This is a genomic window from Arcobacter venerupis (assembly GCF_013201665.1).
Classification (GTDB): domain Bacteria; phylum Campylobacterota; class Campylobacteria; order Campylobacterales; family Arcobacteraceae; genus Aliarcobacter; species Aliarcobacter venerupis.
On the sequence record NZ_CP053840.1, the window covers coordinates 1,493,922 to 1,513,689 of the forward strand.

The 19,768-nt window shown below is 26.5% G+C and carries 18 protein-coding genes and 1 other RNA gene; 4 read left to right on the forward strand and 15 right to left on the reverse strand.

Annotation, left to right across the window (positions count from 1 at the left end):
- Window positions 1-10 precede the first annotated feature (10 nt).
- Together AVENP_RS07405 and mltG are read right to left on the reverse strand one after the other, a co-directional pair.
- Window positions 11-2,203: an NADP-dependent isocitrate dehydrogenase gene (locus AVENP_RS07405; RefSeq protein ID WP_128358541.1), complete on the reverse strand. Its 2,193-nt coding sequence runs from the start codon at window positions 2,201-2,203 to the stop codon at window positions 11-13.
- Between the two features lie 122 nt (window positions 2,204-2,325).
- On the reverse strand, window positions 2,326-3,447 hold the full coding sequence (mltG, locus tag AVENP_RS07410; RefSeq protein ID WP_128358540.1) for an endolytic transglycosylase MltG: 1,122 nt from the start codon (window positions 3,445-3,447) through the stop codon (window positions 2,326-2,328).
- Between the two features lie 73 nt (window positions 3,448-3,520).
- On the opposite strand from mltG, the gene AVENP_RS07415 reads away from it, so the two are divergent.
- A complete protein-coding gene (locus tag AVENP_RS07415) occupies window positions 3,521-6,310 on the forward strand; it encodes a YhdP family protein (RefSeq protein WP_228201856.1) in 2,790 nt (929 codons plus the stop codon).
- 4 nt (window positions 6,311-6,314) lie between these two features.
- Here the strand turns inward: AVENP_RS07415 and AVENP_RS07420 are convergent, their stop codons facing one another.
- Together AVENP_RS07420 and secA are read right to left on the reverse strand one after the other, a co-directional pair.
- Entirely contained in the window at window positions 6,315-7,520 is a 1,206-nt protein-coding gene (locus AVENP_RS07420; protein WP_128358538.1) for an ABC transporter permease, read from the reverse strand.
- A 1-nt stretch (window position 7,521) separates the two neighbouring features.
- The gene (gene secA, locus AVENP_RS07425; protein ID WP_128358537.1) at window positions 7,522-10,140 is read right to left on the reverse strand and encodes a preprotein translocase subunit SecA; all 2,619 of its coding nucleotides are present in this window, start codon (window positions 10,138-10,140) and stop codon (window positions 7,522-7,524) included.
- 57 nt (window positions 10,141-10,197) lie between these two features.
- On the opposite strand from secA, the gene lolA reads away from it, so the two are divergent.
- The 3 genes from lolA to AVENP_RS07440 all read left to right on the forward strand — a co-directional run bounded on the left by lolA (window position 10,198) and on the right by AVENP_RS07440 (window position 12,321).
- On the forward strand, window positions 10,198-10,731 hold the full coding sequence (lolA, locus tag AVENP_RS07430; protein ID WP_128358536.1) for a LolA-like outer membrane lipoprotein chaperone: 534 nt from the start codon (window positions 10,198-10,200) through the stop codon (window positions 10,729-10,731).
- A gap of 30 nt (window positions 10,732-10,761) precedes the next feature.
- Window positions 10,762-11,086, forward strand: an RNA gene (gene rnpB / locus AVENP_RS07435) — RNase P RNA component class A.
- A 152-nt stretch (window positions 11,087-11,238) separates the two neighbouring features.
- Window positions 11,239-12,321: a site-specific integrase gene (locus AVENP_RS07440; protein WP_128358535.1), complete on the forward strand. Its 1,083-nt coding sequence runs from the start codon at window positions 11,239-11,241 to the stop codon at window positions 12,319-12,321.
- Here AVENP_RS07440 and AVENP_RS07445 read toward each other — a convergent pair.
- The 11 genes from AVENP_RS07445 to AVENP_RS15975 form a co-directional block, all read right to left on the reverse strand.
- Window positions 12,311-12,580: a helix-turn-helix domain-containing protein gene (locus AVENP_RS07445; RefSeq protein WP_128358534.1), complete on the reverse strand. Its 270-nt coding sequence runs from the start codon at window positions 12,578-12,580 to the stop codon at window positions 12,311-12,313. The genes AVENP_RS07440 and AVENP_RS07445 overlap by 11 nt on opposite strands.
- Before the next feature lie 11 nt (window positions 12,581-12,591).
- Window positions 12,592-14,088 carry a replication endonuclease gene (locus AVENP_RS07450; RefSeq protein WP_172664256.1) on the reverse strand — a complete coding sequence of 499 codons (1,497 nt, stop codon included), beginning with the start codon at window positions 14,086-14,088 and terminating at the stop codon, window positions 12,592-12,594.
- 50 nt (window positions 14,089-14,138) lie between these two features.
- Entirely contained in the window at window positions 14,139-14,369 is a 231-nt protein-coding gene (locus AVENP_RS07455; RefSeq protein WP_128358532.1) for a hypothetical protein, read from the reverse strand.
- Window positions 14,369-15,622 (reverse strand): type II secretion system protein GspD, encoded by a 1,254-nt coding sequence (locus tag AVENP_RS07460; RefSeq protein WP_128358531.1) that lies wholly within the window; start codon window positions 15,620-15,622, stop codon window positions 14,369-14,371. Before AVENP_RS07460 ends, AVENP_RS07455 begins: the two co-directional genes overlap by 1 nt.
- Window positions 15,564-16,712: a zonular occludens toxin domain-containing protein gene (locus AVENP_RS07465; protein WP_128358530.1), complete on the reverse strand. Its 1,149-nt coding sequence runs from the start codon at window positions 16,710-16,712 to the stop codon at window positions 15,564-15,566. Before AVENP_RS07465 ends, AVENP_RS07460 begins: the two co-directional genes overlap by 59 nt.
- A complete protein-coding gene (locus AVENP_RS07470) occupies window positions 16,712-16,939 on the reverse strand; it encodes a hypothetical protein (RefSeq protein ID WP_128358529.1) in 228 nt (75 codons plus the stop codon). Before AVENP_RS07470 ends, AVENP_RS07465 begins: the two co-directional genes overlap by 1 nt.
- The gene (locus AVENP_RS07475) at window positions 16,939-18,474 is read right to left on the reverse strand and encodes a hypothetical protein (protein WP_128358528.1); all 1,536 of its coding nucleotides are present in this window, start codon (window positions 18,472-18,474) and stop codon (window positions 16,939-16,941) included. Before AVENP_RS07475 ends, AVENP_RS07470 begins: the two co-directional genes overlap by 1 nt.
- An 85-nt stretch (window positions 18,475-18,559) precedes the next feature.
- Window positions 18,560-18,910, reverse strand: a complete 351-nt coding sequence (locus tag AVENP_RS07480) for a hypothetical protein (RefSeq protein WP_128358527.1) — start codon at window positions 18,908-18,910, stop codon at window positions 18,560-18,562.
- Between the two features lie 5 nt (window positions 18,911-18,915).
- On the reverse strand, window positions 18,916-19,257 hold the full coding sequence (locus AVENP_RS07485; protein ID WP_128358526.1) for a hypothetical protein: 342 nt from the start codon (window positions 19,255-19,257) through the stop codon (window positions 18,916-18,918).
- Window positions 19,250-19,489, reverse strand: coding sequence for a hypothetical protein (locus tag AVENP_RS07490; protein ID WP_128358525.1), 240 nt, complete (start codon window positions 19,487-19,489; stop codon window positions 19,250-19,252). Before AVENP_RS07490 ends, AVENP_RS07485 begins: the two co-directional genes overlap by 8 nt.
- Before the next feature lie 67 nt (window positions 19,490-19,556).
- Window positions 19,557-19,691 carry a hypothetical protein gene (locus AVENP_RS15975; protein ID WP_268907615.1) on the reverse strand — a complete coding sequence of 45 codons (135 nt, stop codon included), beginning with the start codon at window positions 19,689-19,691 and terminating at the stop codon, window positions 19,557-19,559.
- Window positions 19,692-19,768: the final 77 nt, after the last annotated feature.

Consider the following 19,768-nt stretch of genomic DNA (forward strand, 5'->3'; position numbering starts at 1 on the left):
TTTGTAATTATTATCCAATAATAGCATTTAATGTAGCACTTGGTCTCATCGCAGCTGAAGTTTTAGCTTCATCTGGTAAATAATATCCACCCATATCTACAGCTTTTCCATGACCAGCAACCAATTCTGACATAATTTTATCTTCATTTTCAGTCATTGCTTTTGCAATTGGAGCAAATTCAGCAGCTAAATCAGCATCAGTTGTTTGTGCAGCTAATTTTTGTGCCCAATACATAGCTAAATAAAAGTGAGAACCTCTATTATCAACTCCACCTAATTTTCTTGATGGTGATTTGTCATTGATTAAGAAAGTTCCAGTTGCTTTATCTAAAGTATCAGCTAAAACTTTTGCTTTTGCATTATTTTGAGTATTTCCTAAGTGTTCAAATGAAGCAGCAAGTGCCATAAATTCACCTAAAGAATCCCATCTTAAATAATCTTCTTCTTGGAATTGTTGAACGTGTTTTGGAGCAGATCCACCAGCACCAGTTTCAAATAATCCTCCACCTTGCATTAATGGAACAATTGATAACATTTTTGCTGAAGTTCCTAATTCTAAAATTGGGAATAAGTCAGTGTTATAATCTCTTAAGATATTTCCAGTTACTGAAATAGTATCTTCACCTTTTCTCATTCTTTCTAAAGATTTTAAAGTTGCGTCAACAGGAGACATAATTGTAATATCTAAACCAGATGTATCATGAGTTGGTAAGTATTTATTCACTTTTGCAATCATTTGAGCATCGTGAGCTCTATTTTTATCTAACCAGAAAATAGCAGGAGTATTAGATAATTTTGATCTTGATACTGCTAATTTAATCCAGTCTTGGATTGGAGCATCTTTAGTTTGACACATTCTGAAAATATCACCATTTTCAACATCAAAAGTAAATACAGCATTTCCATCTTTATCAATAACTTTGATTTGACCATCAGCTTTAGCTTGGAAAGTTTTGTCATGTGAACCATACTCTTCAGCTTTTTGAGCCATTAAACCAACATTAGGAACTGTTCCCATTGTTTTAACATCTAATGCTCCATTTTCTTTGCAATCATCAATTACAGCTTTGAAACTAGCTGCATATGCTCTATCTGGAATCATTGCAATTGTATCTTCTTCTTTATCTTCAGCATTCCACATTTTCCCACCACCTTTAATCATAGCAGGCATAGAAGCATCAATAATAACATCTGAAGGAACATGTAAGTTTGTAATTCCTTTAGCAGAATTTACCATTGCAAGTCTTGGTTGTTTTGCATAAACTGCAGCAATATCAGCTTCAATTTCAGCTTTTACGCTTGCATTAACTTTGTCTAATTTAGAGTATAAATCACCTAAACCATTGTTAAAGTTAACACCTAATTCATCAAATAAAGCAGCATGTTTTGCAATTAAATCTTTGAAATACACTTTTACTGCAAATCCAAACATAATAGGATCAGAAACTTTCATCATTGTTGCTTTTAAGTGTAAAGATAATAATACATCTTCTTTTTTAGCTCTTTCAATAACTTGTGCATAAAATTCTTGTAATGCTTTTGCATTCATAACCGTTGCGTCAATAATTTCACCAGCAAGTACTTTTGTAGATGCTTTTAATACAGTTTCAGCACCTTTTGTATCAAAGAAAGAGATTTTTAAATCATTTGCTTCATCAAAAGTTTTTGATACTTCAGAACCATAGAAATCTCCTGAAGTCATACAAGCTACGTCAGTTTTAGAATCTTTTGCCCATTTACCCATTCTGTGAGGATTAGCTCTTGCGTAGTTTTTAACAGCACTAGGAGCACGTCTGTCTGAATTTCCTTCTCTTAATACAGGATTAACTGCTGAACCAGTAATTTTTGAATATCTAGCAGTAATTTCTTCGCTAGCATCATAATTTGGTATGTTATAACCTTTTGATTGTAATTCTGCAATTGCTGCTTTTAATTGAGGAACAGAAGCAGATACATTAGGTAATTTAACAATGTTAGCTTCTGGATCTTGAGTTAAAGCTCCAAGTTCTGCTAAATCATCACTGATTTTTTGGTCTTCTTTTAAGTTTTCAGGGAAGTTAGCTAAAATTCTTCCAGCTAATGAAATATCTTTTGTAACCATTTCTATACCAGAACTTTTTGTGAAAGCTTTGATAATTGGTAAAAAAGAGTATGTTGCTAAAGCTGGTGCTTCATCAACTTTCGTGTAAATGATTTTTGACATATTGTTTCCTAAATTTGAATTTAATGTTAGCAACATGATAGCCAGATTTGAATTTAAGGGAATTGAAAGTTCGATATATTTGGAATGTGAAAATTTGACTGTTTCAAATTTTCACAAGTTTACTAATTTACATTGTTAAATAAATCTTTGATTGATGTTGGTTTTTGTTTTGTTACATCTGTTTTCATAATTGTTTCGGCTTCAGCGTCAATTAAAGTTTCATCAGTTTTAACTTTTGTGTAAGTTTTAGCAACGCCAACATTTGCGCTAATATTTACTTGATGCTCTTCAAATGTGCTTGCAAATTTATGAAGACCAGTTCTATTGTCTCTTACAAAATAAATATAATCGCTTTTTACAGGGAAAATTGCTGCTTTAATTGCATCTAAACTTACAGCACAAATAGGATCACTAGGAAGTCCTACTACTTTATAAGTGTTATATGTAGTATTGTCATCTCTAATTCTATCAGCTGTAATTACAGTATTTGAATATATACCATAATTTAAAGTTCCATCCATTTGAAGTTTCATACCCTTTTTTAGTCTATTATGAACTACACTTGCAACAATTGGCATCTCATTTGTTGTTGCTGCTTCTTTTTGTATAACAGAGGCTAAACTTAAATAATGAAACCACTTTCTTTTGTCATAATAACCAAATATCTTTTTTGAGAACTCTTCATATTTTTTATTTGTTTGTGAAAAAAGATAAAAAATCATATAGTCTTCTTTCATTCCAAGTGGTAATGAATAAGTATCTGCTAAAATATTTCCATCTAATTTATATGAATATTGATTATATAGTTGAGTTAACTTCTCTTCTGAAAGATTAAACTCAGTAGCTAATTTTTTCAAAAAGACATATGAAGTTTCTCCAGGAATCAAAGTTATATTTTTAAGAGCAGCTTTTGATGTTATTAATTTATAAATAAAATCCATTCTTGTTAATCTATTTTGATTTATGTCAATCCAACCACTTTGTACATAACCAAATGTTTTAATAACAAATTCATCAACAACATTCATATCAAAACCATTTTTATTTAAGTATGATATAATATAACTAGTACTGCCCTTTGGAATATATAATACTTTTGTAGAATTTATTGGCATAGTTACATAAAACAATACAACAATCACACAAACAAGGACAAAATTTATAATGTTAAAAACGATTAAATTCGCTTTCCTCTTCTTTCTTTTATTAATAATATCATTATTTTCGTTTCTGTATTCTGGCATAAAAATAGACTCTTTTTCTTTTTCAAATATTTTAGTTTCGCAATTCTATATTAAAATGGATAAAAAACTTATTTTGAATGTTGAAAATATCGAATATAAATCAAATAAAGTAGAAAAAAGTAATTCTTTTTCAGAGTTAAAAAAGAATATTGAACTTCTTCCTCAGGTCTTGAAATTTTTTGAAAAAATAAAAATTGATAAATTAAAAATAGGAGATAATGAATTTGAAATAGTTTTAAATGATGAAATTTTTTATTTAGATAATAAGTATATTAATCTTGCCTCAAAAATTGACACAATCTCGAATCAAGTGGTGTTTGAACTATATTCTTTGTATTTAAAAGATGCTGATGTGATGTTTGATGGAAAAATAAAAGTCGATTATTTTAATGAAAAATTAAATTATTATGGAAAAGTATATTACCAAGATCTGCAAAGTAATATTAATGTTGAAATGACAAAAGATTTAGCAAAAATTTATTTAGTAAGTGAGCCTTTTAAAAATATAAAATTTCTAAAAAATATTATTGATTTACCTCCTATTGCTGAATCTTGGATGTATGATAATGTTGAGGGTGACTTCAAAATTCAAGAATTATATGCTGAATATGATTTGAAAAATAATGAAGTTATTGAAGATTCAATTAAAGGTAAAGCACAAATTAAAGGTGCAAAAATTCGATTTCATAAAGATCTTGATGTAATTAATACAAAAAGTTTAGATGTCTCTTTTAAAAATAATAAATTAGATTTAAATTTAATTCAACCTATATATAAAAATAAAAAACTTGATGGTAGTTATGTAAGTATTAATAATTTAACAAGTGCTGCTAATGGACAAGTTGATGTATTTATAAATGCAAATAGTAAATTGGATAAAGATATTTTAGATATTTTGAAAGCATATAAAATAAATCTTCCTTTAGTTCAAAAAACAGGAACTACTCAAGCCTCTTTATTAATGAAATTTCCATATGAAGATTCAAAAGATATGTCAATTCATGGTGATTTTTTTGTAGATGATGCTCAAATTTCTATTAATAACTTTTCTTTTTATAGTAAAAAAGCTGAAGTCATTTTAGATGATTCACTTATTAAAATAAAAGATAGTAATTTTAAGTACAAAGAGATGATAGATTCAGTTGTAAATTTGGATCTTGATACAAAAACTTTAAAATCTCAAGGTGAAGCAAATATTAAATCTTTTTTAATTAAAGAGGGAAAAGATACTGATATTTTAGATATAAAAAATAAAAAAACTGCTATTACTTTAGATTTTAATAAAGAGGTGAATATTTCATTAAAAGATTTAGCGACAAATATAAAAGTTTCTGATTTAGTACACGTAAATATTGATGATTTATCAAAAATATATCCTTATTCAAAACTTTTAAAAGATATTTCAATTAATGAAGGAAATATTAATTTACAAATTAAAGATGATAATAATTTAAGTTTTGATGCTTTTATAAAAGGCTTTAATTTTCCAATTCAGAAAAATAATAAAAATATAGATTCTCTTGATATTACGGGAAAAATTGAAAATGAAAAAGTAACTATATCTTCAAAAGATGAAGATTTGAAAATTCAAATAGATAATAAATTAAGTATATTTTTAAAAAATATTGATGTTATTTTAGATCAAAAAATAAAAGAGGCGGGACTAAATAGAGATATGAATATTAATCTTACTAATAGTAGATTAAAAATTGATAGTGATATTTATCATTTAAAAAGTGCAAAAGTGCAAATTGATAATAAAGTTATAACTTTTGAAGCAGATGTAAGAAATCTAGATTTACCAATTAGAAAAAACAATGATAAGGTTGAGAACTTAAGTCTAATTGGAAATATAAAAAATAATATCACATCAATCCAAACAAAAGAAAAAGATTTAATCTTAGAGTTAAAAAAAGACTCTATCTCCTTGGATGTTGATGGATATAATATATTTTATTCTAAAACTGATAATAACAATAGTCAAAGCCAATATAAAGATATAGACCTTAAAGGTAAAAATTCAAATATTATTTTGAATGAAAAATATAAATTTTTAGCTGATAATTTTGAAATAAAAGTTAGACCAGATAGTAAATTCATAAGTTTAAACCACAAACAAACAAATTTTACTTTTAAAGAATCAAAAGATAAAAAAATAGATATTTTTTCAAATAATATGAATGATGAATTTATAAATAGTATTTTTGATAAACAAGTGTTCAAAGGTGGTAATGTTCTTCTACATGCAAGTGGTGATATAAATAATCTAAAGGGTAAAATTATAATTACAGATGCAAATATTAGTGATTTAGCTATTTTAAATAACCTTTTATTGTTTATTCAAACATCTCCTGCACTTATAAATCCATTTCTAGCTATTCCTTCAGTTGTAGGAATGGCTACAAATTCAGGATTTAATCTATTAGCTTATAAAATTGTAAATGGAAATATCGAATTTAATTATAGTAAAGAAAAGGCTTTATTAAATATCGAAAAATTTGTTACAGTTGGAAATGGTATTGATTTTGATGGAAGTGGACAAATTGATTTAAATACTTTAGAAATAAATTCAAATATTAAACTTATATTTTTAAAAGATTATTCAAAAATTGTTGGAATGATTCCTGTTTTAAATTATGTTTTATTAGGTGACAACAACAGAGTTGAAACAGAAGTTAATTTAAAAGGAACATTGGATAACCCAGAAATATCAACAAATCTTACAAAAGATACAATTAGCGTACCTATGAATATAGGAAAAAGAATATTAACTTCACCTGCTAAACTTTTGGATTTTATAACTGGTGATTCAAAAGAAGAAGAAAAAACAAAAGGAAATGAAACAAATAAGCCTTTAAAATAAAAGCTTATTCATTTCTTAAAACATCTATCACATCAATGTGCGTAGCTTTAGAAGCTGGATAATATGATGAAACAAGTACTATTATAATAGCACCAATTACAATAGAAACAAAATCACTCATTGCTAAATCAAGTGGTAATTTTGAGCTTCCATAAACATCAGCTGGAAGTGTTACAATATCAAAATTATTTAATAACCAAAATCCGAAAAACCCTAAAATAATTCCTGTTAGAATTCCTGAAAAACCAATAATTGTTCCAACTCTTAGGAATATTGATTTTATTTCTTTACTTGTAGCACCCATTGATAAAAGTAGGGCGATTTCTTTTCTTCTACTCATTACAGTCATTAATAATGATGAAATAATGTTTAATGAAGCAACTAAAATAATTAGCATTAATACTATAAATAAAGCAGTTTTTTCCATTTTCATAGCAGCAAAAAAGTTACCATTTTGTTGCCACCATCCAATTATAGAAAATTTATTCCCAATATAAGATTTCAATTTTTCTATATCTACAAAGGCATCTTCAGAATAAACATGAATACCATCGTATGCTGTATCTTCTTTTTTTAATAAAGTTTGTAAGGCTTCTAATGAAGTATACATATAAGCTTTATCATAAGCATTAAGTCCTGAAGTAAAAGAACTTGCATAAGTAAATCTTTTCATTTTTGGCATCATAGAAAAACCAGTTGGATTAAGTTCCGTAAAATATAAAGTAGCTTTAGTCCCTGGATTTAAGAATAATTTATCAGATATTCCAGAACCAGTAATAACATCATACTTATCTAGTTTTAGATTTCCTAATGCCTCTTTATAAATAGGATTAATTTGTGCTTCTTTTTCAGGAATAATTCCGAAAATCATACCTCCACTCATTGTTTCACCATTTTGAATAATTGCTTGTGATGAAATAAACGGAGAGAATTTTAGATGAGTAAATTTCTTTTGAAGTTCTTCTAAGGTATTTTCATCTAAAGGAACACTACTGAATTTTGGCAAAATTGTTAATGGGTAATTCATAGTAAAAAGTTTTTTTTCAAACTCTTTTGCTGTTCCATTCATAATAGACATAGATAGTATTAATACCATAACCCCAATAGAAACACCTATAAATGCCAAAATAGCACTTATAGATATAAAAGGATTTTTTTTATCAAATCTTAAATATTTTTTTACAATAAAATTTACTAATTTTTTATTCAAATTAGTTTCCTGCAGCTAGACCAATTTTTGGACCACTTTTCCCACAACAATGCTTGTATTTTAATCCGCTTCCACAAGGACAATCTTCGTTTCTAGCAATTTTTCTATCACTATTTCTTACAGCTTCTTGGGCAACATTTGTTGTGATATGTTCTGTCGCTTCTTCCATTTGTTCTTTCATTCTAGCAATTACTTCTTGCTCTTTTTGTTTATCTTCATTGCTTTGTAATTGAATTGTAAATAAGATTTTAATGATTTCATTTTTGATATTTGCAATTAGTTCAATAAACATATTATAAGACTCTTTTTTATACTCAACTAAAGGATCTTTTTGGTTATACCCTCTAAGACCAATTCCAGCTTTTAATGTATCCATTGAGTATAAATGTTCTCTCCATGCATTATCTAAAATTTGTAAGTATAGGATTCTTTCAATCTCATTTTTTTGTTCAGTTGCAGCCATTTCCATTTTTCTAGTATAAACATTTTTTAAAAATGTATTTAAATTTGTTTCAAACTCTTCATAAGAATCACATTTCATATCTTCAATATCAACAAGTAATCTTAACTCTTCTTCAAGTTTAATTTTCACAAATTCATAATCAAAATCTTCACTTGGCATTCCATTTATGATATTTGCATTTGATAATAAATTTTGTACATATTCAAGTCTATTTTCATCAAGTTTTGAATCAATGTCAAAATCAGGTTTTAGTAAATCATTTCTAAATGAATAAATTACTTTTCTTTGTTGATTTGCAACATCATCATACTCTAATAGATGTTTTCTTGATTCAAAGTGCATTGATTCTACTTTTTTCTGAGCATTTTCAACAGCACGTGTTACCATCCTAGATTCGATATGTTCACCTTCTTCAATACCAAGTCTTTCCATGATTCCTTTGATTTTATCACTTCCAAAAATTCTTAAAAGATTATCTTCAAGAGATAAATAAAATTGAGAAACACCAACATCACCTTGACGACCAGCTCTTCCTCTTAATTGGTTGTCAATTCTTCTTGATTCATGTCTTTCAGTTCCTATGATTGCTAATCCACCAAGGTCAAGAATTTCTTGAGTAAGCTTAATATCAACTCCACGCCCAGCCATATTTGTAGCAATTGTAACTGCACCTTTTTGACCAGCATCTGCGATGATTTTTCCCTCTTTTTCATGTTGTTTTGCATTTAAAACTGTATGAGGGATTTTCTTTTGAACTAAAATTTCATGTAATTTTTCAGATTTTTCAATAGAAGCAGTTCCAACAAGAACAGGTTGACCTTTTTCATGGAATTGTTTGATTTTATTACAAACAGCTTCAAATTTCTCTTTTTCACTTTTGTAAATTAAGTCATTTTTATCAATTCTTTGAACTGGCACATTTGTAGGAATAGATACAACATCTAAGTTATAAATTTCAGCAAATTCTGTTGCTTCTGTTTGAGCAGTTCCTGTCATTCCAGCTAATTTTTTGTACATTCTAAAATAATTTTGGAAAGTAATATCTGCTAATGTTTGTGATTCATCTTGAATAGAAACACCTTCTTTAGCTTCTAAAGCTTGGTGTAACCCCTCACTAAATCTTCTTCCCTCACTAAGTCTTCCTGTAAATTCATCAACAATAACAACCGTGTTATCTTTTACAACATAATCTACGTCTTTTTCAAAAATGAAGTTTGCTTTTAAAGCTTGGTCTAAACTATGTGAAAGCATTGCATTTTCAATAGAATAAAGATTATCTACACCAAATAAATTTTCAGCATTTACATGACCTTGTTCTGTTAAAACTACAGCTTTATTTTTTTCATCAACAATAAAATCACCTGTAGTTGTAGGTTTTTCACTAGAGTTTTTTGGTTCAATTAATTGACCTCTTTCTAATTTTAAAGCAATTTCATTTGCTCTTACATAATTAGAATTTTTATGATTTGTAGGTCCTGAAATAATTAAAGGAGTTCTTGCTTCATCAATTAAAATAGAGTCAACTTCATCTACAATTACGAAATTGTGTTCTCTTTGAACTTTTTCATTAATATCATAATTCATATTATCTCTTAGGAAGTCAAATCCAAATTCATTATTTGTTCCATAAGTAATATCGCAAGCATAATGAGCTCGTCTCTCTTCATCATTTCTTAATCCACCAACAACAGCTCCCACACTAAAACCTAAAAAGTTATATAAAGGTTTTAATTCATTAGCATCTCTACTTGCAAGGTAGTCATTTACTGTTACAACATGTACACCTTTTCCACTTAAAGCATTTAAAGCAACTGCTAATGATCCAACTAATGTTTTACCTTCACCAGTTTTCATTTCTGCGATTCTTCCTTCATGTAGAACCATTGCTCCAATAAGCTGTACATCATAAGGTCTCATATTTAAAACTCTTTTACTAGCCTCTCTAGTAATTGCAAAAGACTCCATTAATACATCATTTAATGATTTTTCTTCTTTTTGTACAAGTTCTTTTAACTTGTTAAATTCATTTTGTAACTCTTCATCACTCAAATTTTCATATTTACTTTCAAGAGCCGTTATCTCTTGAACTTTTTTTCTATATTGTTTTACTTCTCTATCGTTTCTCGTACCAAAAATTTTTGAAAAAACATTTAACATAAAATTAGTTCCTTTTCGTTATAATCGCTAAGATTATATAAAAAAAAAGGTTAAAATATGTTTTATAAATTAATAATTGCTTCAACACTATTTTGTATTTCATGTATTGCATCAAATGACATTAGAGATTTAGATAGTTTTAAGGCAAGTTTTACTCAAGTTATTACTTCAAATTCTGAAAATAAAATTGAGTATAAAGGTGAAGTATTTATTAAAAAAAGTGGCAAAATTCTATGGAAATATAAAACACCAGTAGAAAAAAATGTGTATATAAATGATGACTTTGCTATTGTTGATGAACCAGAATTGGAACAAGCAATTTTCACTCAACTAGAAAGTGAAATAAATATTATTAAACTTTTAAATAGTTCAAAAAAGATCAATGATAATAGTTATGTTACAAAAATTGAAGATGTTGATTATTTAATTAAAACTTCAAAAGATGATGATAAAATTAATTATATAAAATATAAAGACAAACTTGAAAATGATGTTGAAATTAAATTTTCAAATGTAGTTCAAAATGGTGAAATTTCAGATACTATCTTTAAATTTACAGTACCTAGTAATTATGATGTTATAAGAAAATAGATTTTAAGAATATAAAGATATAATACGCACTAGGTAAACCAGACAATAGCTTGAGTAAAATCAAGAGGAAAGTCCGGGCTGCTGTGAAGTGTGGTTCCATTTAAATAATGGCTAGGGTAACCTAAGGGATAGTGCAACAGAGAATAGACAGCCGATTTTTCGGTGATGGTGAAACGGTAGGGTAAGAGCCTACCAGGCTTTTGAGTAATCTTAAGTGCTTTGTAAACCCAACCTGCAGCAAGAAGACTAGGTATTTACTTCACATTTTGGTCTTCGCAAGACTACTAAAGTAATTTAGTAGCTAGATAAATTATTGTCTTAAAAACAAAACGCGGCTTATTGGTTTACCTACTAACTACGCAAACACTTACAAACCCCCGCAAACAAAGCATTTGTTAACAAAAAACATTGTATAATTACGCATTAAAACACATACAATCACATATTAAACAGTATTAAAACTGTGTTATTTTTAATTAATACGTGATTTTTAACACGGTGGTAAAAATGGCATTAAATAAAACACGATATGAGGGATTATACTATAGAGTTGATAAGTATAATAGAAAAGTATATGTTGCTAGAATTTACAAAGATGGCAAAGACACTACTAAGACCTTAGGTAGAGAACCTGATATAACTCTTAAAATTGCAAATAAAATGAGATTAGATTTATTAGATAATTTGGGAAGAGGGTACTCTCTTAAAAGTATAAATAAAAAAATAGATGATCTATTTGTTGAATATTTAGATTTAAGAAGAAATAGCCTATCAAAGACTTATTTATATGCTTGTGAAAAAAACTATAATAAATATTTAAAAGAAGTTATAGGAAATTTTCATCCTAATGATATTACTACTTCAAGAGTTCAAAAAATTATAAACAATATTTTAGATAGTGGAAAAGCTCCACAAACTGCAAAACAAATAAAAGAAATAGTTACAGCTCTATATAAATTTTTACCTGAACTAGGAATACACAATATTGATAATATTGGAAAATTAATAAAAATACCTAAATTTGATAATAGTAGAAAAATTGAATTAACAGATGATGAAATGAATAAACTATTTAATGCAATATTTAATTATCCTGATATAAAAATTAGAACGATATTTATTTGGTTATTGCACGGAAGAAGAAAAGGAGAAGTATTGACTATTAAATGGGAAGATATAGACTTTTCAAATAATATCTATACTATTAAAAGTGAAAATTCAAAAATTAGTAAATCTTTAGTTTTTGCATTAACTGATACATTGATAAAAGCATTAACAGAATATGGAATTAAAAATGAGGGTTTAGTTTTTGAAAGTAATATAAATGAAAATCAAACTATTGGTAAAACTGGAATGGATTATCATTGGAAAAATATCAGAATTGAAACGGGATTGAAAAATTTAAATATGCACGATTTAAGGCACGTAGTAGGGGGATTTGGTATAAATAATGGATTCTCTTTAGAAGTAGTTGGAAAAACTCTAGGGCATACCACAGCTAACATTACACAAAGATATGCAAAAGTTCAAAGAGAGAGTGTAAAAAATGTAATAGATAGTTTATTTGAGGCTTTTAAGCCTAAAGATTAGGTATTGCCTCAATTGAATTATCTTCTAAATATTTAAGTAAGCTGCTATATTTATATTTAAAAGATTTACCGACTTTAGTGTAAGTAATTTTTCTATTTGCTCTTAATTCATCTAAAGTTCTAGAACTGCAATCTAAAAAAACTAATGTTTCCTCTTTTGATAAATATTCTTTTTTAGGTTCAATAGATTGTTTTATATAATTAAATAGTTTTGCTTCAAATTTTTTTAAATCTTCAACTGTTAAAATATTTGTAACCACATTTATCCTTTCTAATAATTAATTTTTCTTAAAATAAAGTTTGAATCATTTTCATTTTTAATTAAATCTTTTGAATGAACATTATCATCATAATAAATGATTTTTGGAGTTGATATTTGATAATCTGAAATAGGTAATATTTCGCCTTTAATCTGTTTTCTTTTTATAAGTTCATTTTTTACCAATCCATAATGTAATAAGTTAATACTATCTACATCTTTATTTTCCATAGAGATATAATCTCTATATAATTCAATATTTGAAGTATAAATAATAGGTTTTTTCTGATAAGCTGGTTCAAGAAGAGCAAATTTATTAATAGGTATTAATTCATTATAAATCAGTTTAAATGGTTTACCATCTATTATGATTTTAGGATCTTTGATTTTCTTTTTGTATTTAAGATTTATAGTTGCATTAACATCCACGGGTTTATCTTCTTTTAGAGTTCCAAACTCTTTAATAATTCTATCTTTATAATATAATTTGTATATCCCTTTTTGATATTCTAAAGTTCTGTTATATTCATCCTCTAATCTTATATAATCATCTTCCTTTGACCATTCAGAAATAAAATTAATTTTAATATCTGTTAAATAATGCCAATCTTTTTCTAATGGTGCGATTTTTCTATAAACCCATGCAGGAACTAAAGAATGACTTGTTACAACTCTTAAAATTCTATGTTTGATATACCAAGCTTGAAGATAATCTAATTCATTTTCATTTTGAACATTTAGGAATGATTTAAAAATATATTTAAGTATATATGCAGGAGCTGATTTAATTTCCCATTGAAAACCTTTTAATTGTCCATCATCTAAATTTTTATCAAGTGGTTTAACATTTTGAGGAGCAGGAAAGTATATTTTATAAAATTCTTTTAGTGTTTCTAGGTATCTAGTAGGAACATAAAGCATTAAATGTAAATGCGGAACACCATCTTTCTTATGTGGTTCACAAACTCTTATATAATGTGCTTTATATCCATCTTTTTTAATTTTTTTAAAAATGTTTGATTTTTGGAATCGGTTTAATTGAAAATTTAAAACATTGTATAAATCTTTAATAGTAAATTTTTCTTTATTAGTGATTTTATCTCTTAAAAAACCAAATCTTTCATTGTTTGGAATATCTGCTTTGTGTTTACTTTCATCGTATCTTAAAAATTTACCTTTTAAAAAATCTCTAAAAAAACCATCTAAAGTTATAGTTATAAAAATAGATTGATATTGAGTTTCTTCTGTTGCAATAATGTCATTAATAGTATTTATTTTATTAATTATTTCAGAATAGTATCTTTTAGAATGATTAGCACTAAATGAAACATCCAATAAACTTTTAACTTGACCTGTTGCAGTTGTAAAATTATGATTATCTAAATAATCTCTTTGAATCTCATGTTTCTTTTGAATTTCTTTTAAATCTTTTTCTTTTAAACCGTACATTTTTACCCCTTGTGTATAGCTCGAACAACTTTTGTTAATTTGACAAGAACTTTTTGACAATTGCTCCGCTGACGCTACGCAATTCAGTCAAAAAGTTTTTTTTAAATTCCTTATTTACCTTTTAAATTTAGAATATGTAATAAACATGATAATTCATTTTCTTTAAGTCTTAAACTACATAACATCATTTCTTTAACCATCCAATGAACAAATAATTTTTGATTAGGCAAAACAACACCACAAGAAAATAACTTATGTTTATTAGAAAAATCGATTATTTGTTTCTTTAAATCAACAATTTCTTTTGTTAAAATAGCAGCTCTTTTATAATCAATATTCATTATTTAACTCCTAGTAATGCATTAACTCTTTTTTTATGCTCTAGTGATTGATTTTGTTTTATATTATCAACTGGAACAACAACATTAAAATCATTATTTGAATAATCATCTTCACTTACTAGCTCTAATAAAATTGTTAAATTTGATGTTGTTGAATCATTAGAATCAGTTTTAAATAGCCACCCTAGAACAGGAATATCACTTAAAAAAGGTGTAGTCTGTAAATCATTATATTTTTGTGTTTGATTGATACCTGTAAGAACAAATAATTTATTTTTACTCAAAGAAAATTTTTGTTTAATAAATGATTTAGAAGTTCTTGGAGTATTTGAATTATCTAAAATAGATTCATTAGTTAAATCCAAATTTATATCAACATAATCTGCAAAGATAATAGGAGTAATTAAAATTTTTAAACCTATGTCTTTATAAGTATAAGAATTAGTTGTTTTAGTATTATTATCTTCTACTGTTGTATTTCCCGCAAGATAAGGAATATTTTTTACTAAATTAAAAGTAACTGGTTCATTATCAAATAATGTTAAAGTTGGACTAGCAACAAGCTCAGTAACTTTATTTTGATTAAGTAATTTTATAAAAGATGTAAAGCTATCTTTTTGTTTAGGATTTATATCACTTGCAACTTGAAAAGGATAAGCTAAAAGATTAAAAAAGAAATTTGATGATTGATTTATATTGCCTGTTAATTCAGTACCATAATCTTTGATTTTATTTAAATTTGTATCAAGAATAGTGATTTTTATTTTTAATTGATTTGGAACTTTATCAATATTTGATATAACAGTTTTTATTTTATTAAATTCTTCTATAGTTGATTTAATAAGTATTAATTTAGATGATGCAATATAATTAAATTCAATATCTTTATAAATACTAAAAAGGCCTTTTACATATTCAAAATCAATATGATGTAATTGAATTGTATTTACAACTAAATCCTTTTTTTCTTCTACTTTCTTTCTAACTAAATAAAATTTATCAGTTTTAACTAATTCATAGTTTTTCATTTTGACAGTATTTGTAAAAGCTTCAAGAGTAAAAGAATTATCATTACCGATTAAGATTATGTTTTCATCTTTTAAAGCATCATCAACAATTATTTCAACATCATTAATTTGACTTACAAAAGTTGCAAATTCAGCCATATTTATTTCAAGGTTTTCTGCATTTATACTATTTTGAAAGCCCAACATTAGGAAAAGAAAAAACATTATTTTGTTTATCATTTTCATTTTTTACCCCTTTATCTAAAAAATTAAATTTATTCTCATTTACAAGAACATAGATAACTAATCTATTGTGTTTTATTTCAGTAAATTTTTTATCTATATCAATGTTTAACAAATAAGTTTTTAATATATTTGATGGAATTTCAACAGTATTTTTTTTATCTAGTTTGTAATAACAAAACTTTTCAAAGCAATTAAATTTAAATAATTTCAAATTATCTTCTAATGGATCAACTGATATTGAATTATTAACTTGACTATGTAAATTAATCGGAGTTTGTTGAGTTTGATTTTCTAAAAAAGTCGCGTTTTTTGTATTATTTTGAGTTTGATTAAGTGGAACGGAATTATTTTTATTGTCCTGTTGCGTCACACTATTTGAAAAATATAATTTATAAACAAAATAAGAAAATACACAAATAAAAAACAATACAAAAAAGAAAAATAAAATAATGTATTTAATACCAACTCTTTTTTGATTAGAAGTATTTCCACTTTTATATAAATCAAAATAAGATTTATTAATAGTAATTTCAGTAGTTGAAAATTTTTGAGTCATTCTATATTCTGTATAATTAAAATATCTTAATACATTTTTAGAAATTGCTTTACTTCTTGGTTGAGCTTTTATAAATATTTCTGGAATGTTTCTATATTGAGTATTAATCAAAGATTTATTAACAGTAATTAAAAGTATTTCATGATTTAAATGTCTATGATAAGTTAGCCACCACATTTTAACTTTATCTTGATTATCAAAGAAGTTGTTAGCTTCATCAATAATGAAATAAGCATTTAAAAGGTTGTGTTGTTTACAGTAAGCTTGTAAAATATCATCTAAATTGTCTTCATCTTCATTTTGTAAAAAAAGAGCAAATAAAGATTTAAGATGAGTATAAAAATTATCAAATATAAATCTATCAAATACAACTTTATTATCTTGAAATTTATTAAAATTGAAACCTGAGATATTAGTATAAACATACTGTATTTTTTTAAATTCATCAGCTTCATTATTTGCAATTTTTATAATTTTATCAACTGCATAAAGTGTTTTACCTCCACCTGGAGGACCTACTAATAAACAAAGCATTATGCAGACCTAAAATAAGCTATAACTTGATTAGCTACATAAGAAGCAACAGAAATTGAGATTAAAACTTGTATAGCTTGAAGTACCCCAAGATAAGAGAATAAGTCAATAAATGGAATATTCAAATTAGTTTGTATAATTCCTACAAAGTAATCTAAAACTAAATATAATAAAGCTAAGAAAACTGCAAAAAGTGCAATTTTAACTATAAGATTTAAAGCCGTCATTATCGCGAACTCCTTAATAGATTCATAAATCCATAAAGATATGAAAGAGTAAGGAAAAGGCTTCTTATAACATCAACATAAGGGTTTAATATAGAAAAATCAATCAAAATATATTCATGTTCAAACAAAGTTAAAGTTATGTTATCAGGAGCACTAGCATAAGAAGAACCAAACCCTAAAACATTAGAATATTTTGAAAAAGTAGAACTAAGAGTATTTGTAACTTTTGAATTAATTTGATTAGAATAAGAGTTTTTATCTTCATCCGTTGTGGGAGTAGTTAAACTTTTTACAAAATCTGTAATAGTACCTAAATAACTTTTTCCCTCTTCATCTTGGGTATTATTTACAAGTTTATTTAAATCCTCAGTCATAACTTTATTGTAAAGCTCTGTAGCATTTGCACTATCATTAATTTTGTTTAAAGTTGTATTAGCTTCAGTTTGCTTATTAAGTTGATTTTGTGAAAGAGTCTTAATACTATCAAGTGATGTATTTGTAGCTTTAATATTTGTATTTAAAGCTGTATTATCAGTTTGATTACTTGTTTTTAAATCTTTTAAAAGTTGATTAAGAGAATTTTCAGGGGCATTTTCTGAGTTTTGTTTTTTCATCCCTGCGTTAAGTTCGCAAAGCATTTTTTCTTGTAAAGTTAAATTTGAATCATTACAGCTATTTGCTACGGGAGTATTGTCAATTGGTGTATCTATTGGGGGAGTTGTATTATTTTCGTTTGTTGTATTTCCAGAGTTACCACCTGAAGTTCCAGAACCACCACCAGTAGAACCAGTTCCACCAGTTGAAGAACCACCGTTAGAAAAATCAACTTGTTGAACTGAACTTGTACCATCAGGATAAGTTGTTGTTAATATACCGTCTGAAGTTAAACTATAATTATTGCCCCCAACTGTAAAGTTTTGAGTGCCATTATTTGATACTGAATAAGTACCATTAGCTTTAGATTCGTCTAAAGCTTTTTGCCAAGTGTTGTTTGGATTTGTATCAACACCACCAGTATTATTACCACTAGAAGGCTCACAAGTATTATTATCATTATTCTTAGCGTAACCCTCATTACATTGTAAATCATCATTGTCATCCCAAGTTCCATTTTCAGGGTTTGGCATACATGCAGGAATACCAGCACCCATACCCGTAAGAGAATGTCCAGAATTACATCTAATTCCATCATCATCAAAAGAACCATTTTCTAAAGAATTAATACAAGTAACATTATCGCCATCATTTGAATAACAAAAACTATCATTTGCAACATTAGGATAAATAGGAGAATTAGGGCATGTTAATCCATCATATTCATATTGAAGAATAGAAGTTTTATTTGAAACATAATAATGATAATTTACGTTAGTTGTTCTGCATGTAGTAGGTTCTGGAACACCTGAACGCTGTTCTAATTGTGCACAACTAAAAGAATCAACAGGACTATTACGAATAACTTTTCTTTCACATGTAATTGTGGCAAAAGAATGAGTAATAAAAATTAACAAAAATAGAAATAGAATTTTTTTCATCTAAACATCCTAATAACAGCCATTACACCTATTAAAGCAACTGTAATAATTAAAGATGTTTCCATTACAAAATTAAAGAAATACATTAGAAAGCCTTAATTAAACCATAAGAGATTAAAGAAGATAAGAAGATTCCATAAACAGCCATTAAGTAGTTAAATTCATCATAAGTTAAACCTAATAAATTAACTCTATCCATATAACAAACACCATTTGAATATGTATAACCTTGTTCTAAATTAATTGTTTGATAATCAAAGGTATTTAAAGAGTGTGAAACATTTTCTAAGTCAATATAATTAATTTGATTTTGAGAGTAAGAATAATCTTTTATGCAAGAAATCAAAGTTCCATTATTATTATTTTGTTCTAAAGTCATTAAGTATTCAGAGTTAGAAAAAGAAAAGAAAAATAATAAGAAAAAAACTGTTTTCATAATAATTAAAATATCTCTTCATCATCTTCATCATAAAAATCAAAATTAAAATTAAAAGATTCACCGTCAAAAAATTCTCTTGATTCTATTGTATTAGTATCAAAATCATCTTCATCAGAAAAGTCTTCATAATCAGGAGAAATATAATTATCGTCATAAGCTAAATAATGATTAGCCATTCTAACAATTTCATCAGATACAGAATTATCTTCATCATATAATGAGTTTAAATAATCTTCATCATTTAAAATCATTACTCCATCTACTTCATGATGAGTATTAGGATAATTATCAATAATATCTTGACTTAGTAGAGGTGAACCCCAACCATCATTTGGTCTAGCCATTTTTCACTCCTTTAGTTTCATAAATTATTCTTCCATCAATAACAGAAATAAAAATAGGTAACTCAATTTCTTCATCATGTTTTAAATTAGTTTTATCTTTTGAATAAACATTAACAATCGAATAAAATCCATCTATACTTAAAACTTGAAATTGATAAACATAGAAAGATTTTGTTTGTGATTGTTTAAAATTACTATGTAATATTTTTCCTTTAATAAAAAAAGAAGCCATGATAAAAACCTTTATTAAAAAAAATCCCTATCAAATTAATGAAAGGGATTTGTATTAAACTTTTGGATTATCTTCCAAAGAAACCGATGATTTTTCTCCAACCAAAAGAAACTAAACTAACTCCTAAAACTGCTGCACCTGCTAAAGCGATATTTGCAATAACTGTTGTTGTTGCAAAGTCTGTTGCTGCTAATTCTGCCATTTTGAACTCCTTTCATAATAAATTTGTATAGAACACGGAAGAGTGTGCTATATCAATTTATCTATGTTTTTTGCTTC

Excerpts from the sequence above, each read along its gene's own strand:
- AVENP_RS07480 (WP_128358527.1), bottom strand. The coding sequence starts at position 18,910 with ATGAAAACAGTTTTTTTCTTATTATTTTTCTTTTCTTTTTCTAACTCT.
- AVENP_RS07490 (WP_128358525.1), bottom strand. The coding sequence starts at position 19,489 with ATGGCTTCTTTTTTTATTAAAGGAAAAATATTACATAGTAATTTTAAA.
- lolA (WP_128358536.1), top strand. The coding sequence starts at position 10,198 with ATGTTTTATAAATTAATAATTGCTTCAACACTATTTTGTATTTCATGT.
- secA (WP_128358537.1), bottom strand. The coding sequence starts at position 10,140 with ATGTTAAATGTTTTTTCAAAAATTTTTGGTACGAGAAACGATAGAGAA.
- mltG (WP_128358540.1), bottom strand. The coding sequence starts at position 3,447 with ATGCCAGAATACAGAAACGAAAATAATGATATTATTAATAAAAGAAAG.
- AVENP_RS07405 (WP_128358541.1), bottom strand. The coding sequence starts at position 2,203 with ATGTCAAAAATCATTTACACGAAAGTTGATGAAGCACCAGCTTTAGCA.
- AVENP_RS07475 (WP_128358528.1), bottom strand. The coding sequence starts at position 18,474 with ATGAAAAAAATTCTATTTCTATTTTTGTTAATTTTTATTACTCATTCT.
- AVENP_RS07440 (WP_128358535.1), top strand. The coding sequence starts at position 11,239 with ATGGCATTAAATAAAACACGATATGAGGGATTATACTATAGAGTTGAT.
- AVENP_RS15975 (WP_268907615.1), bottom strand. The coding sequence starts at position 19,691 with ATGGCAGAATTAGCAGCAACAGACTTTGCAACAACAACAGTTATTGCA.
- AVENP_RS07460 (WP_128358531.1), bottom strand. The coding sequence starts at position 15,622 with ATGAAAATGATAAACAAAATAATGTTTTTTCTTTTCCTAATGTTGGGC.
- AVENP_RS07470 (WP_128358529.1), bottom strand. The coding sequence starts at position 16,939 with ATGACGGCTTTAAATCTTATAGTTAAAATTGCACTTTTTGCAGTTTTC.
- AVENP_RS07485 (WP_128358526.1), bottom strand. The coding sequence starts at position 19,257 with ATGGCTAGACCAAATGATGGTTGGGGTTCACCTCTACTAAGTCAAGAT.
- AVENP_RS07455 (WP_128358532.1), bottom strand. The coding sequence starts at position 14,369 with ATGAATATTGATTATAAAAGAGCTGCTATTTTAACAAAAGAAATTGTT.
- AVENP_RS07465 (WP_128358530.1), bottom strand. The coding sequence starts at position 16,712 with ATGCTTTGTTTATTAGTAGGTCCTCCAGGTGGAGGTAAAACACTTTAT.